The sequence below is a fragment of the Hymenobacter jejuensis genome (assembly GCF_006337165.1).
GTDB classification, from domain to species: Bacteria; Bacteroidota; Bacteroidia; order Cytophagales; family Hymenobacteraceae; genus Hymenobacter; species Hymenobacter jejuensis.
The window spans coordinates 3305897-3321065 of record NZ_CP040896.1 but is presented as its reverse complement, the minus strand read 5'-3'; the positions used below and the strand labels follow the sequence as shown (position 1 = coordinate 3321065).

Below are 15169 nucleotides of genomic sequence, written 5' to 3'. Positions count from 1 at the left end.
TAGCAGCCTTATGGCCTTACTACCGCTGATTTTTGGCCGAACGGCCGGAGTTGAGTAGGTTGCTTGTTCCTTAGCCGGTTTTTTGACCGTATCTGTTTCTAATGTTTCGTACCGAACTGTCTCTTACGCCTCATCCCAATCAACTGCCTTTAAGTGCGCGGGTGATCACCGTGGGCTCTTGTTTTTCAGATGTCATTGGCAATCGTCTAGCGGCCGCGAAAGTCCATACCCTGGTCAATCCGTTTGGAACGGTTTTCAATCCGCTATCCGCTTGCAAGCTGATTCGGGCGGCCGCAGGGGAAGAAATGGACTGGCAGCAACACCTTGTAGAAGCACGTGGACGCTGGCAAAGCTATGATTTGCACGCAACCGTCGGTGCAGATTCGCCAGTCGCGCTTCTTCAGCACATACAGCAAGTAGTGCAGCAAGCTGGTGATTTCATACAATCATCTGATTTACTGATACTTACACTAGGAACTGCGTACGCTTACCGCTTGCGTGAAACACAAGAGATCGTAAGCAATTGCCATAAGGTACCTGCCGACCGATTTGATAAGGAATTACTGACGGCTGATGAGATTGTAGCAGCGGTTGCCGAGACGCACGCTTACCTGCGGCTTCGCAATCCGAAGCTCCGCATCCTACTGACCGTGAGCCCCGTACGGCACCTGAAAGACACCTTGCCCCTGAATGCCGTAAGCAAATCAGTGCTGCGCGTTGCTTGCCATTACCTCAGCGAGCTGCTGCCCGACGTGTCGTATTTCCCGGCTTATGAGCTGCTTTTGGATGATTTGCGGGATTATCGCTTCTACGCGGATGACATGCTTCATCCATCGTCGGTGGCGGAGGATTATATCTGGGAACGGTTCACGCGCACTTACTTCGACGGTGCATTTGGCCGCTTCAAAAAAGAGTGGGAAAGTATTCAACAAGCCTTGGCACATCGGCCACTGTATCCGGCCGCACCCGAACACCGCCAATTCTTGGAAAGTACGCTCGCCCGCCTTCAAAAGCTTGCTGCACAAGTCGATCTACGGGCTGAGATCCGGGAAGTACAGAAGCAAATAGCGGCCCTTCCGCTGCCTGCTAAGCCGTTGCCGGAACCGGAGCCGGAATTTGATGACGAGGAACGCATTGACGTGGGCCAGGTTGACGACACGTCAAATGTCTTGCCTGCTGTATCAGAAGCAACTCCTGTAGCGACACTTTCAGAAGTCGAGCCCGAGGAGGAAGAGGAGGAATACGAAGTACATGAACCACACTCGTTTATTTCTACTCCTGAACCCCTGCCTGCTCCGTTTGCAAAGAAAAAGCGACGGTCGCGTGGGGGAGCCAAACGCACTGCACGTAAACGCGCAGCACAAGAAGCTGCCCTTCTGCTCGAACAAAGTGTCGATTCATCTTCGGGGGTAATTACACAGAATGAAGAACCAGAAACCCTTGATATACAAACGGATACAAACCAGCTTCCTCATATTGAGTTAGAACACGACCAGTTACCGGCGGCTGTTTCTGATGCTGATGCTCCAGCGTTAACACTCGAGATAACATCGCCAGTTGAGGCGTCGGATGATGAGTTGATCACTTCCGTGCCGGTACCTGCGCGACCAACGCGCAGCAGAGGCGGACGCACGGCTACTACCGGCCGATCTGCAGTGCGCAAATCAGCTACCAAAGCTCCCAAACCGGCCGCAGCCAAAAAGCCTGCTCGCACGGGAAGAAGTAAGACGGGGGCTGCCGAAGCAGCTTTGAGCGCACTTTTGGCAGGTTTGGCTCCCGAAGCTCCTGCACCCGTCGCGCCTTCTCCCCTACTAGTAGCTCCACCGGAACTTCCTGCTAGTACTCCGCCTGTGCCCGAAGAAGCATTGCCAAAAGCTGCATCTCCAAAACCGGCGCCGAAACGCCGAAGCCGGCCGCCACGCAAGAAACCTGCAGCAGACGAAAATCCTGAGAAATCGTAAAACAAAACCCGGCCGGTAACGCCGGGTTTTGTTTTCAATACCTGCCCGTTCCTATGTCAAGCCTAGCATCTGCTCACGCCAATCGGTTGGCCCACGAAAGCAGCCCTTACTTGTTGCAACATGCCCACAACCCAGTTGATTGGTATCCGTGGGGCACCGAGGCGCTGCAAAGAGCCCAGAACGAACAAAAACCGATTCTGGTAAGCATTGGCTATGCCGCCTGCCATTGGTGCCATGTCATGGAGCGCGAATCGTTTGAGAACGAGCGGATTGCGGAAGTCATGAACCAGCATTACATCTGCATTAAAGTCGATCGGGAAGAGAGACCCGATGTCGATCAGGTGTATATGGATGCGCTACAGGCGATGGGAGTACAAGGTGGGTGGCCGCTGAATGTGTTTTTGACCCCTGAAGCCAAGCCTTTTTACGGGGGCACGTACTTTCCACCCCGCAATTGGGTGCAGCTTCTGCAAAGCATCGCCCAAGCCTATCAGGGAGAACACCGTACCGAACTGGAGCAATCGGCAGAGCAATTCGCAAAGGTGCTGCGTACCAGTAAGCTCGAAAAATATAGCCTTGAAGCGGCTGGAGTGAAGCTTACTAGTGAGCAATTTGATCAACTCCTCCATAATCTAGCGGTCCGCTTCGACCGCGAACTTGGTGGCATGAACCGGGCGCCTAAGTTTCCAATGCCCAGCATCTGGCGCTTTTTGCTCCGAGCCTACACCCTCACCAACAATCAGGATATCCTTGATCAGACGCTGCTAACGCTACGAGAAATGGCTTGGGGCGGGATTTATGACCAAGTTGGCGGCGGATTTGCCCGCTATTCTGTTGACGCCGAATGGCTGGCGCCGCATTTCGAGAAAATGCTTTATGACAACGGTCAGCTTATCAGCTTGTACTCAGAGGCTTACCAAGTATCTGGTAATGAGGAATTTAAAACAGTAGTATATGATTCTATCCAATTTGTAAAGCGCGAGCTTTTAAATTCGGAAGGCGGCTTTTATTCGTCGTTGGATGCGGATAGCGAAGGCGAAGAGGGCAAGTTTTATGTGTTCACGAAAGACGAGCTGCGCGAAATTCTGGGCGACGAAGAACCTCTATTTTCAGATTACTACAACTGCACAGCCGTCGGCAATTGGGAGCATGGGCGCAATATCCTGCATCGCCGAGCTTCCGACACGGCATTTGCTAAGGAGCATGAGCTTACGCCCGGCGTAGTAGCAGAGTTGGTGCAGGGCTGGAAACAGAAGATTATGCGCGCCCGCGACCAACGCATTCGGCCGGGCTTGGACGACAAAATTCTGACCGGTTGGAATGCCTTGATGTTGAGTAGTTTGGTCGATGCTTACCGCGCATTCGGCGAGCCCGAATTTCTACAATTGGCTCTGCAAAACGCCGCGTTTCTCCAGCGCAATCTTCGCGAAGGACCGCGTTTGTTCCGCAACTACAAGAACGGCCGCGCCACGATTTCGGGCTTTTTGGAAGATTATTCACTGGTCATTCAGGCATATATCGGCTTGTATGAGGTCACTTTTGATGCGCAATGGCTACAAGAAGCTGACATCCTAATGCAGTATGTGCTCGATCACTTTTTCGATCCTGTGGAAGCTCAGTTCTTCTACACCGATGATTCGGGCGAGAAACTTATTGCCCGTAAAAAGGAGCTATTTGACAATGTAATTCCTGGGTCCAACTCCTTGATGGCCAACAACTTGCATCGTCTCGGGTTACATATGGACAAGTCTACCTATACCGAGTTGGCCGCAACTATGCTTGCGCGCGTGCAGGACTTGGTAGTGAAAGAGCCTCAGCATCTTACCAACTGGGCTAGTCTGGCCACTATGTTGCTCCAACCCACAGCCGAAATCGCTATTGTAGGGCCGGAAGCGGAAACGAAACGCCGCGAGTTGAGCCGGCATTTTCTGCCCAATACGGTACTAGCCGGAACCGCTACAACTAGTGAGTTGCCCTTACTTCAGCACCGAACGGCTCAAGGCAATCAGACTACGATTTATGTCTGTTTCAACCGCGCTTGCCAACAGCCTGTGCACACCACAGAAGAGGCTTTAAATCAACTAACTAGCATTCGAAAGCTTTAAGCATATTGCTTGAAAAGGGGTTCAAGCGGTTGTTTCAACACTTGTTGAAGCAAGCGAAAGTCGATAGCGTATTGGCGCTATATAGATTTCTGCGCTACAAATTCGGCGTACCTTTGCCGTCCCTTTAGCCTTGCCCTGACCGTTGAGCCTCACCTTCGATTTTGCTTTGCCGGAGCCGACTGCGGCCGATCGCGTTACGCTGTTTGCGGACGTGATTCTGCCTTTGCCGCTGCCCAAGCTTTACACCTACCGCGTGCCTTTTGAGCTGAACGATCAGGTCGTCATTGGTGGGCGGGTTATTGTGCAGTTCGGGGCCAAGAAGACGCTTAGCTGCATCGTGGCGGCCGTGCACGAAACGCCGCCCAAGCTCTATCAAGCCAAATACATTCTGGAGTTCATTGACGACGCCCCCGTCGTGACGCAGCCTCAGCTGAAGCTATTTCGCTGGATGGCAGACTATTATATGTGCACGCTGGGCGAGGTGATCAACGCGGCGCTGCCAGCGGCTTTGAAGCTTAGCTCGGAGTCTCGCATTCAGCTGCACCCTGCATTTTCAGCGGAAGAAAATCCTTATCCGCTTTCCGAGCAGGAGCAGAAGTTGGTAGAAGTGCTGAGTTTGGAAGAAGGCAAATCCCTGACTTTCACCGATGTAGGTGAAATACTGGCGATCAACAGCTTTCACAAGGTCATTAAGTCGCTGATGCAGAAAGATGTGATCTTTCTGTTTGAGCACTTATCCGACAAGTATTCGCCAAAAGTGGTGAAGAAGGTCCGGCTGGCACATCATTTTGTGGAAGAAGCCGCCTTGGAGGAGCTTTTCGCTAGGCTGGCCACCAAACCCAAGCAACTCGACGTGCTGATGCGCTACTTGCAGCGCGTGCCAGTGTACCAGGATGTGCATGCCAACCACCGTGGTCTGGAAAAAGCCTCGCTTACCAGCAGCCCGCACCTCTCTCCTTCTGCGGTTAATACGCTGATCAAAAACGGCGTTTTGGAGCAGTTTGATGTGATTGTATCCCGCTTCCCGCTCGACGATGAGCCCGAAGCGAAGATTAATTTCACGCTGAGCGAAGCCCAAACTGCGGCTCGCGACTCTGTGTTAAACCTGTTTGGGGAAAAGGATATTGTGCTGCTGCACGGCGTTACAGGCGCGGGCAAAACCGAAATCTATATCGACCTGATTCGCAAGGCTTTAGATGGCGGCGGACAAGTACTGTATCTTCTGCCCGAAATTGCACTGACGGCCCAGATCGTAACGCGTTTGATGCGCGTATTCGGGACGCGCTTAGGTGTGTATCACTCCAAATTCTCGGACAACGAGCGGGTTGAGGTCTGGAACGGCGTGCTTTCCGGGCGCTTTCAGGTAGTAGTGGGCGTGCGTTCAGCGGTATTTTTGCCTTTCGATAACCTGTCGCTCATCATTGTGGATGAGGAGCACGAGAGCAGCTACAAGCAATACGAGCCGGCCCCACGCTACAACGCTCGCGAAGTAGCCCTCATGATGGCTAACTTTCAAGGTGCCAAAACGTTACTGGGCTCTGCTACGCCTTCGGTTGAAACCTACTACCAGACGCGCGCGGGCCGGTGGGGGTTGGTAACGCTCACCAAGCGCTTTGGCGAAGCCGGCTTGCCCGAGATTGAGTTGGTGGATACGCGCAAGCAGCGCGAAGCCAAGAAGATGCACAATCACTTCACGCCGGAGTTGCTGAGCGAGATTGAGCGGAAGCTGGCTTTAAAGGAGCAAGTTATTCTGTTTCAGAACCGTAGGGGTTACTCGCCTTTTATTTCGTGCCTCGATTGCGGCTGGATTCCGAAGTGTAAGAACTGCGCTGTTTCGCTAAGCTACCACAAGCACGCCCACGAGCTGCGGTGCCACTACTGTGGCTACCACGACCGCATGCCCGTCGAGTGCCCGGCTTGTGGCTCGCGCAACCTGAAAACAGTGGGCTTCGGCACGGAAAAGATTGAAGATGACCTGAAAGTAATGCTGCCCGCAGCCAACGTGCAGCGCATGGACCTAGACACGACGCGCGCTAAAAACTCCTATCAGCAGATTATTGCGGACTTTGAGAATCAAGCGACAAATGTGTTGGTCGGAACGCAGATGGTGACCAAAGGCCTCGACTTTGCCAACGTGAGTTTGGTGGGCATCATCAACGCCGATAGCATCATTCATTACCCCGATTTCCGGGCGCACGAGCGGGCGTTCCAGATGTTTGTGCAGGTGAGCGGGCGGGCGGGCCGTAAGGGCAAAAAGGGCAAAGTGATCATCCAGACGGCCGATCCGCAGCAGGTAATTTTCGATAAGGTGATCCGCAACGACTACCTCGAATTCTACGAGTACGAAATCACGCAGCGCCGCGAATACGGCTTTCCGCCGTTTATGCGCGTGATTCGTCTCACGGTGAAGCACGTAGATCAGCCGGTGGCCGAACAAGCCGCGATTTTGCTTACCCAGGAGCTAGTGGCTCGACTACGTCGCGAGGCCGTGCTGGGCCCGGAGGCGCCTTACATCTTCCGAATCCGGAATTTCTATTTGCAGGAAATCACCGTTAAGCTCGATCGGGAGCACACGGTGCTGAAGCACGCCAAAAGCCAGATTCAGGAAGCTATCAATGTGGTGAAAGACCAGAAAGACTTTAAGCAAGCCCGTATCGTAGCCGACGTTGACCCTATGTAAGTATCTTACAATCAAACATTTACACCAAATACCCTAACAAAAGGGCCCGCCTGATTTATCAGACGGGCCCTTTTGTTAGGGTAAAGCTGACTTATACTTCGTCGAGCAAGCCCAGGATGATCAGCACGATACCGATGATGGCGATGATGCCACCCAGTACGCCGAAGATGCCACTGATGCCGGTAAAGAGCGACAACAGCAAGCCAATCAGCAACAGGATGATACCCGTCCGGATGTTGTGGTTCAGTGCGTTAGCATCATCCGCCGAAGCTACTTCGGAGTGCTTCTTCAACTGCATCTTGCTCATCATTTTGTCCGCTTTCTTCACAGCTTTCTGCACGAGCGCCTTTTGCACCAGGTTCAGCTTGGGAGCAGCAGTCTGCGACTTAGCCGGGGCAGCTGCTTTGGCTACCGGAGCCATCTTGGCCGGGGCAGGAGCGGCAGCTACTGCGGGCGCTGGCTCAGGTGCCGCTACGGGCGTCGCCACGGCTGCTTCTTCGGCGGCCACTGGGGTCTCAGGCTGATTGGCGGGCGTAGCAGCTACTGCGCGCGCGGTCGTGGTACCGTGGTACGACGAGGTCTTGGGCAGCATGGCATACTCGGCGCGATTACAGCTGCTGAGCGCAATGGCGCAGGCAGCTACAGCAGTAAGCTTGTTGAGGAGTCCGGACAAGTGTTTCATGGAAAAGGAAGGGTTAGGTGAAAGAATTGGGAACGAATTTCTGTACGAACGACAGCGGCAAAAGTCGAAGAAAATTGAAAAAAGAGGCTTTCGGACCGAATTATAAGCAATAATTGCCTTTGTATACAGTTTTTCCTATTCCTAATATCAACCAGAAAGCGTTCTCCGCACCCAAACCGAACGCATCACTTACCACGAATGTTAGATCGAATAAGATCATCCTGCTCGTTGCTAATGGCTTTTTTACCAGTGTTTTTGCTACGCGCCTTTCTGCCCGGCGTGCTGTTGTTTTCGGCTTGCACCCAGCCGCCCTCCGAGAGTTCCTCAGTATCTTTTGCCGACCAGCGGGTGCGTGTGGCCGCCGATTCTGTGGGTTACTCATACCACACAGCTACCGACCCCAACGGCATCGGCAAGTATTATTACGGCCGCCAGATTGCGCACGTCATGGGCCACGAAGGTGCCGATTGGCTGGAGCGGGCCGACCGCCAGCAGGAAGAAGGCACTGACCTTTTGTTGCACGAACTGCACCTAAAACCCACCGACGTAGTCGCTGACATCGGGGCGGGCACGGGCTACTTCTCTTTCAGAATCAGCCAGTTAGTACCCCAAGGCAAAGTGCTAGCCGTGGACATTCAGCCCGAGATGATCACGGCCCTGCAACAGACTGCCGCTCGTACCAAAGTCAGCAACGTGCAGCCGGTACTGAGCACCGTGCAAAACCCCAATTTGCCCGATAACGGCGTCGATCTGGTGCTCATCGTGGATGCTTACCACGAGTTTGATCACCCGCGGGAGATGATGCAGGCCATTCGCAAATCGCTCACCCCAACGGGGCGCGTAGCGTTGGTGGAGTACCGTGCTGAGGACTCGGAAGTGCCCATCAAGCGCGTACACAAAATGAGCGTGGCCCAGGCACGGAAAGAGTTGGAAGCTGTTGGGTTAAAGTTCGAACAGAGCGTGGAAACGCTGCCCCAGCAACACCTGATGTTTTTTGGCAAAGGCCGCTAAACCTATAGCAGCCACCAGTTTTCGAAGCTCCTCTTTTTTTCGAAGCTCTTCTTTCGGCTGAAAGAGGAGCTTTTTGCATTTCAGATGCCCTCCGCAGCAGGCCATGAGGCCAAGCGCGCGGCTCGCCGTACCTTTGCAGCTATGTCTGTTTTCCCCGATCCGCGTCAGCTTTCCATCCACGATTACACGTATCAGCTCCCCGCTGAGCGCATCGCTCCAGAGCCCCTCCCCGACCGCGACCAATCGAAGTTGTTGGTGTACCGCACAGGCCAAATTACCGATCGTATTTTCCAAAACTTGCCCAGCGAACTACCTCCCGATGCGCTGCTTGTGTTCAACGATACCAAAGTCGTTCGGGCGCGGCTTTTTGCGCATAAGCCTACTGGCGGCGTGGTGGAGCTGTTTTGCTTAGAGCCCGTTGCGCCGCACCGGGCCATTGAGCCAGCCATGCAACAGACGGGTAGCTGCGTCTGGAAGTGCTTCGTGGGCAACGGCAAACGCTGGAAAACCGGGCCGGTCTTGCTGGAGTTTGAAGCCAATGGTCAGCCCGCCACGCTTACTGCCGAGCGCCAAGCGGCAGTAGAAGGCTACTCCCTCATTCGCTTTAGCTGGACGCCCGCCGAACTTCCGTTTGCCGAAGTGTTGCGCCAAGCCGGTCATTTGCCGTTGCCGCCCTACCTCAACCGCACCGATACGGACGCCGATGCGATACGCTACCAGACCGTGTATGCAGCCCACGAAGGCGCCGTAGCTGCCCCCACGGCCGGCCTGCACTTTTCCGACAAGGTATTTGCCGATCTGGCGCAACGTGGCATCGACACGGCCCGCCTGACACTGCACGTCGGAGCCGGCACGTTTCAACCTGTGAAAGCGGATCGGATGGCCGAGCACCCCATGCACGCCGAGCCCATTACGGTCGAACGGCAAGTGTTGCTGCATTTGCTGGCACACGCACCCAAGCCAATTATTGCGGTAGGCACTACCAGCTTGCGTTCGCTGGAAAGCTTATATTGGCTTGGATCACAACTATTTTATAATCAAGTCATTACAAATAAAGCGCTACAAGTACACCAATGGCAGCCTTACGAAAGCGGCCCGCAGCCCTCCGTCCAAGAAGCGCTCCAAGCCCTTTTGGCGTACCTCGACCGGGTGGGCACTGATGTGTTGCAGGCCTCTACCCAGCTGCTGATTGCGCCGGGATACCGCTTTCGGGTAGTGCAGGGCCTGATTACGAACTTTCACCAGCCTGAAAGCACGCTGCTGCTGTTGGTAGCGGCCTTGGTGGGCCCCAACTGGCGCCAGCTCTACGACCACGCACTGGCCCACGATTATCGTTTTCTGAGCTACGGAGACAGTTCTTTGCTGTTGCCTTAAGCTTTGGTATTCGGCGCTTTAGCCGACTGTTGAGCTTCGCAATACAACTTATTTCTTCCGTAGCGTATAAGGGTGTGTTGTTGCAGAACAACTCAACTAATTAATCAGAAATCATGAAAAAAATAATCATGCTCCTCGCTGCAGTAGCTTTCTCAAGTGCTGCTTTTGCCCAGACTACTACTACTCAGACCAACTCGGCGACTGGTGCCAAAACTACTACCACCGTCCGCGATAACGGCACGGTGAAAACGGAATCCCGCACGGGCCGCACCAAAGCCGGCGAAGTAGTGCACGACACCAAAGTAGGAACCGAAGAAGCAGCCACCAAAACGGGCCACGTCGTGAAGAAAGGGGCCCAAAAGACAGGCCACGCCGTAAAGAAAGGCGCTAACGCCGTAAAAAAAGAAGCAAAGAAGCTGTAGTATCTTACCGCTTTCGGCTGCAAAAAAAGCCCCGTCAGGATTCTGACGGGGCTTTTTTATATCCTAACGTCTACAGCTTTTACTGGCCAACCAAGAACACGGCGTTGCCAAACAGCAGCTTGCCGCCCTGCCAGAAAGCCCGGAACAGGGGGTTGTCGCCCATGTACACAACTTGCCCACGCCCAAGGCTTTGCGAGCCCAGCACAAAGGTGTCGGTGAGTTGCTTGCGGGCTAGCACGCCCGTAAAACCAGCTGCGTAGCTGTTCTTTTTCAGAACGCCTACGTTCCAGCCGCCTTCGCCCAAAAAGCGATAGTTGAGCGGCTCGCGCAGCAGCGCAAAATACGTATCGCCGTAGCCAAAGGCCAACGGATGCGTATTGTCGAGCTGTAAGCGGTATACGCTGCCCTGTACCCGATCCTCGGCCCGGCTGCGGTCGGCGTCGCCGTAGCGACGGAGCAGCTTATACGGATCGGCTTTTTTGGTTGCGGCCGAGTCCGCGGGCTTTGTTTTGAGTAGGAAGTCCTTTTTGTTGGCCAGAAAGCGTGAAGCGCCTTCCAGTGCGATTAGCTTGCCGCCGCCGCGCACCCACGCCTTCAGGGTTTCAAGATTGCGTTCGGGATAAATGTCGGAGTAGTCGCCATCGGGCAGAATCAGCACGTCGAATTTTTGCAGCGGCACCGTGCTCAGATAATCGGAGCCCAGCACCGTGATCGGGTAGCCAATCTGCTGCTCGAAAAAGTGCCATACTTCGCCAAATGCCGTCGGATCGACGCCTTGCCCGCTCACCACGGCTACGTTGGGCTGCTTGACAAAGTGTACCGAGCCCGAGCCCAAATCGCCGCCCGTGGTAGAAAAGCCCGATTTTATGGCCTGTACCACCACGCCCGCCGAATCAGCCTGGGCACGAACCAACTGATCGAAACGAGCGCCCAGGCTTTCGTTGCCGGTACGCGTAATAATCAGGGTACCAGGCATATACTTTTGCCCTTCCGACTCAAATGCTTCTTCCGCCACCCGGACTTTTACCTTCTGCGACAGCAGATGCCCCAGGAAGCGCACGTCCTGCAAGCCATTCCAGCGGGCCAGGTAAGCATACGGCTTGTCGCTGCTAGCGCCACTGCCTTTCACCGTAGCAGCGGAAGGCGCTTTGCCCGAAGCGTCCAGCTTATCGCGTAACGCATAGGCCTTCAGGCCAAAGGCATAGGGCAGCGACCACGCCGTGATGTCGTAAGTAAGCGAGTCTTCAAGGGCCGCCCGAGGCTCAAACAGCACCTTCACCAGCGTCGATTTGGGTTGGTACATGCTCACTACCACGTCGCGCGGCTCGATCTGCACGCTTTCGGTTTTGCCCGATGTGTAGTTGAAACCACGCGTTTTCACGCGTTTTGGCGCATACCCATATTTAATTTGCTGTCTGTCAAGGTATTGCGTCAAGGCCTTAACTTGCCCTGGATCGCTGGCGCCCGACAGCACAAATGATTTGTATTCGCCCTGGGGCTTGGTGCGCGCCTGCTCGTAGTACTTCTGGAACTCCCGGATAATCTCGTCGCGGTGCTCGACCGTAGCCTGAATGGTGGCGCGGCTGGCAGCGTGGTGGTGCGCAATGCGCTGGGCGAGCGTGAGCGTATCGCCGTCGTTGCGGGCGTACGCGATGCCGGCCGGGCCGCCGCCACCCTGCTCATAGGTCATACCGATGGCTCCGTTGAACGAAGGCCAAGTGTCGCCGTAAGTCGGAGCAAACAAATCGTAGGTTTCGCGCGTGAAATAGAGCCAGTTGTTCTTATCGAAAGCCTGGCGGTTGTAGTCGCCGATTACGTTCTGAAACTTGCGCTGAAAAGCCGTCAGGTCGGCGTGAAACGGTTTGGCCGCGGGTGAAAAGTAGTAGGAGTTGTTGGGTCCCATCTCGTGAAAATCCGCGTGCACCTGCGGCAGCCACTGGTTGTAGAGCACAATGCGCTGTTGGGTTTCTTGCTGCGTTTGCCAGGCCCAATCACGGTTTAGGTCGAAGTAGTAGTGGTTGTAGCGCCCGCCGGGCCACGGCTCGTGGTGCTCCCAAGAATACGGCGAGGCATTCGGCATCTGGTTGTGTACCCGGTTGTACCACATCGCATACCGATCGCGGCCGTCGGGATTGACGCACGGATCGATAATAACGATGGCATTTTGCAGCCACTGCTGCATCTGCTGGTCTTGCGGGTTGGCCAGGTCGTAGAGCACCTGCATCACGGCCTCGGATGAAACCGACTCGTTGCCGTGCACATTGTAGCTCAGCCATACCACCGGCGGCTGTTGGCGCAGCGGCGAGCCACCTTCCAGGCCGGCTAGGCGCAGGTTGTTGCGCCGAATGTCCTCCAGGTGCGTCATGTTGTCGGGAGTGGCAACCTGCACAATCTCCAACGGACGGTTTTCGTAGGTCTGTCCGTAACGCTGCAATTTCATGCGGCCGGGCGAATGCTGGACTACGTGGTCTACGTAGCGCAGCAAATCGGCATGCGTGGTGAAGCGGCTACCTAGTTTATAGCCCAAAAACTGATCGGGCGTTTGCAGCGCTCCCGCGTCGCTGGCCGCCGTATTCTGACCGTAAGAAGTGGAGGCCCAACACAGCATCAGCAACCCGGCGAGCCAAAAGCCACCGGATGTCAGAACGCGACGAGAAGCCTGCCAGAAAGGAAATGGTTTCGTCATCAGAAGAAAGTAAAGGGTAAATAGGACGTTGTAAAAGCTGAAATAACGCAACGCTCGCCGCAATACCCGCACCACACCACATTAATTCTCACAAATACCTGTTGCGGCACAGCATTCTATTTTCCAAATCAAACTGCTTTTGCTCCTATAAGCTCCCGAAAGCACCCCGAGATCTGCCCCATAAAAAAGCCCATCAGGAATACCGATGGGCTTTTTATAAATCATTAATAATCAATTACTTATCCGACTCCGTTATTCCTTTGTCTTTTTCACGGATCTGGTAGAGTACGCTTTCCGCCACGCCGCGGCCAAACAACGAAATACCCGAATTGAAGACGCCTAAGGCCAGCGTGCCGGCAGCGACCCATTCGCCCGTGGGCGCGCCCTTCTCTTTCAAGCTAGCGGCCCACTGAATCAGGCAGGCACCGAAGCCAATCACTACCAAGCCGCCGGGGGCAAAAGCTAACCATTTGGTTTTGTGTGTCATAGAAATGTGGTTTTAAGCTCAACAATGTGTGGTACGCAGCAACAGAGAAGGCCGCCGAAGCCTTAGGCTTTCGCAAATGCGCACGCTTCCTCATCCTTTCCAATCGTACCTTTGCCACTTGGGGTTACGTTTTTGCCCGCCCATTCGACTTTTTTGCTGAGCCTCGCTGAAACAAAGCAACTTGCGCAACAATCATAACATATTAATTATGAGCGATTTACATTATAAGGAGTTGTTGCAGATTGCTTTCTCAACGGAGGCTGAAGCGGCGTACTACCTCACCGACGCCGAAAAAGCAGCCTACACTACTTTTATCAAAGCAAGCGGCGCGGAGCGGCCCTTCCGTTTTGAGCGGGTGCGTCTGGGTGTCGCGATGGCACTTATGAAGATGTTGGCCGACCTCGGCGACCACGAAGAAAGCCGCCACGTGCTCGATTTGCTGCACCGTGCACTGGGCGCCCGTTCGGCCGCCGAGATCGACAAAATTATCACGCGCGATGCCAAGCTCTTCGAGCGCCTGTTCACAAATCTTTACGTGAACGAAGACGGCGAGCAAGTGCTCCACCTTTTCGAGCGCACCCTTGATGCCGACACGCAACCCGCTATGGATGAAGTAATTGAGGATGCGCTAGCCGTTGCCCAAGAGCTAGATTTTACGCGCGAGGAAGAAGACGAGGACTAGGCTAGCCCGGCCGCAACGCCAAGTTGCGGCGCGGCGCTTCAGAATGAAAGCTAAACCACTACCTTTTCGGCGTTTTCAGCCCTTGTTCACGCAAGCCTGACGCCCGGTTAGCCCGACCGCCGACCGTATTGGTTTACCTTTTATTCAGGGATATGACCCTCTTGTTTTTTGGCTTTGTGTTGCTCATTCTGGGCTTCAACGCCGGCAAAATCTCTTACAACTTCGATCGGTTTCGGGGTACGCTTCTGTTTGCCGGGCTTACCTTAATTGTATTAGGACTGGCCTTGAGCACTGTCGTACAGATAGATGCGGGCCAAGTGGGCGTCCAGACGCTCTTTGGAAAAGTACAGCCGCAGGTGTTGCCCAGCGGCCTTAACCTGATCAACCCGCTGACGGAAGTCACGCGTTTCGACACCCGCACCCAGAACTACACCATGTCGGCGCAACACGGCGAGGGCCAGCAGTCCGGCGACGATGCCATTCGGGTGCTCTCGGCCGATGGACTGGAGGTGGTCATCGACCTCACGGTGCTCTACCACGCTGTGCCCGACCGGACGCCGCAGATTCTGGCTACCATCGGCGAAGATTATCAGGATAAAATCGTGCGGCCGATCACGCGCACCCGCATCCGCGACAACGCAGTATACTACGATGCAGTAGCCCTGTACTCGACCCGCCGCGATGAATTTCAGACGCGCATTTACAATACCATCGAGAAGGATTTTCGCAAGAACGGGCTACAGCTCAACCAGTTGCTTATTCGTAACATTCAGCTGCCGGCATCGGTGAAGCGCAGCATCGAAAGCAAGATCTCCGCCGAACAGGACGCGCAGAAAATGCAGTTTGTGTTGCAGAAAGAGCGTCAGGAAGCCGACCGCAAGCGCATCGAGGCCCAAGGCATCGCCGATTACCAGAAGATCCTCAATGCGGAACTCAGCGACAAACTGCTGCAATACGAAATGATCAAAGCCAACAAAGAAATCGCCACCTCCCCCAACAGCAAAGTCATCATCATGGGAGGCGGACGTTCCACTCCGCAAGTGCTGCTCTCGGATAAATAATTGACTATCAACCATATA

General features: G+C 54.5%; 11 protein-coding genes. 8 read left to right on the top strand and 3 right to left on the bottom strand.

The window, feature by feature from the left end; all coding sequences use genetic code 11:
* Window positions 1–101: 101 nt before the first annotated feature.
* From FHG12_RS13795 to priA, 3 genes are all read left to right on the top strand, one after another.
* The gene (locus FHG12_RS13795; protein ID WP_139516284.1) at window positions 102–1961 is read left to right on the top strand and encodes a GSCFA domain-containing protein; all 1860 of its coding nucleotides are present in this window, start codon (window positions 102–104) and stop codon (window positions 1959–1961) included.
* Between the two features lie 53 nt (window positions 1962–2014).
* Window positions 2015–4066, top strand: coding sequence for a thioredoxin domain-containing protein (locus FHG12_RS13790; protein WP_139516283.1), 2052 nt, complete (start codon window positions 2015–2017; stop codon window positions 4064–4066).
* A gap of 142 nt (window positions 4067–4208) precedes the next feature.
* Window positions 4209–6746, top strand: coding sequence for a replication restart helicase PriA (gene priA, locus FHG12_RS13785; RefSeq protein ID WP_139516282.1), 2538 nt, complete (start codon window positions 4209–4211; stop codon window positions 6744–6746).
* A gap of 91 nt (window positions 6747–6837) precedes the next feature.
* On the opposite strand, the gene FHG12_RS21070 is transcribed toward priA, so the two are convergent.
* Window positions 6838–7428, bottom strand: a complete 591-nt coding sequence (locus tag FHG12_RS21070) for a hypothetical protein (protein ID WP_196240454.1) — start codon at window positions 7426–7428, stop codon at window positions 6838–6840.
* A gap of 234 nt (window positions 7429–7662) precedes the next feature.
* On the opposite strand from FHG12_RS21070, the gene FHG12_RS13775 reads away from it, so the two are divergent.
* The 3 genes from FHG12_RS13775 (at window position 7663) to FHG12_RS13765 (ending at window position 10235) form a co-directional block, all read left to right on the top strand.
* Window positions 7663–8439, top strand: coding sequence for a class I SAM-dependent methyltransferase (locus FHG12_RS13775; protein ID WP_139516281.1), 777 nt, complete (start codon window positions 7663–7665; stop codon window positions 8437–8439).
* Window positions 8440–8580: 141 nt separating this feature from the next.
* Window positions 8581–9813: an S-adenosylmethionine:tRNA ribosyltransferase-isomerase gene (locus FHG12_RS13770; protein ID WP_139516280.1), complete on the top strand. Its 1233-nt coding sequence runs from the start codon at window positions 8581–8583 to the stop codon at window positions 9811–9813.
* A 113-nt stretch (window positions 9814–9926) separates the two neighbouring features.
* The gene (locus FHG12_RS13765; RefSeq protein WP_139516279.1) at window positions 9927–10235 is read left to right on the top strand and encodes a hypothetical protein; all 309 of its coding nucleotides are present in this window, start codon (window positions 9927–9929) and stop codon (window positions 10233–10235) included.
* A gap of 79 nt (window positions 10236–10314) precedes the next feature.
* On the opposite strand, the gene FHG12_RS13760 is transcribed toward FHG12_RS13765, so the two are convergent.
* Window positions 10315–12921, bottom strand: a complete 2607-nt coding sequence (locus FHG12_RS13760) for a M14 family metallopeptidase (RefSeq protein WP_230471122.1) — start codon at window positions 12919–12921, stop codon at window positions 10315–10317.
* Window positions 12922–13156: 235 nt separating this feature from the next.
* Window positions 13157–13408 (bottom strand): hypothetical protein, encoded by a 252-nt coding sequence (locus tag FHG12_RS13755; protein WP_139516278.1) that lies wholly within the window; start codon window positions 13406–13408, stop codon window positions 13157–13159.
* Between the two features lie 208 nt (window positions 13409–13616).
* Between FHG12_RS13755 and FHG12_RS13750 the strand changes: the two genes are divergently transcribed.
* Complete coding sequence (locus tag FHG12_RS13750; protein ID WP_139516277.1) at window positions 13617–14090, top strand: hypothetical protein; 474 nt, start codon at window positions 13617–13619, stop codon at window positions 14088–14090.
* Window positions 14091–14242: 152 nt separating this feature from the next.
* Window positions 14243–15151, top strand: a complete 909-nt coding sequence (locus FHG12_RS13745) for a prohibitin family protein (RefSeq protein ID WP_139516276.1) — start codon at window positions 14243–14245, stop codon at window positions 15149–15151.
* Window positions 15152–15169: the final 18 nt, after the last annotated feature.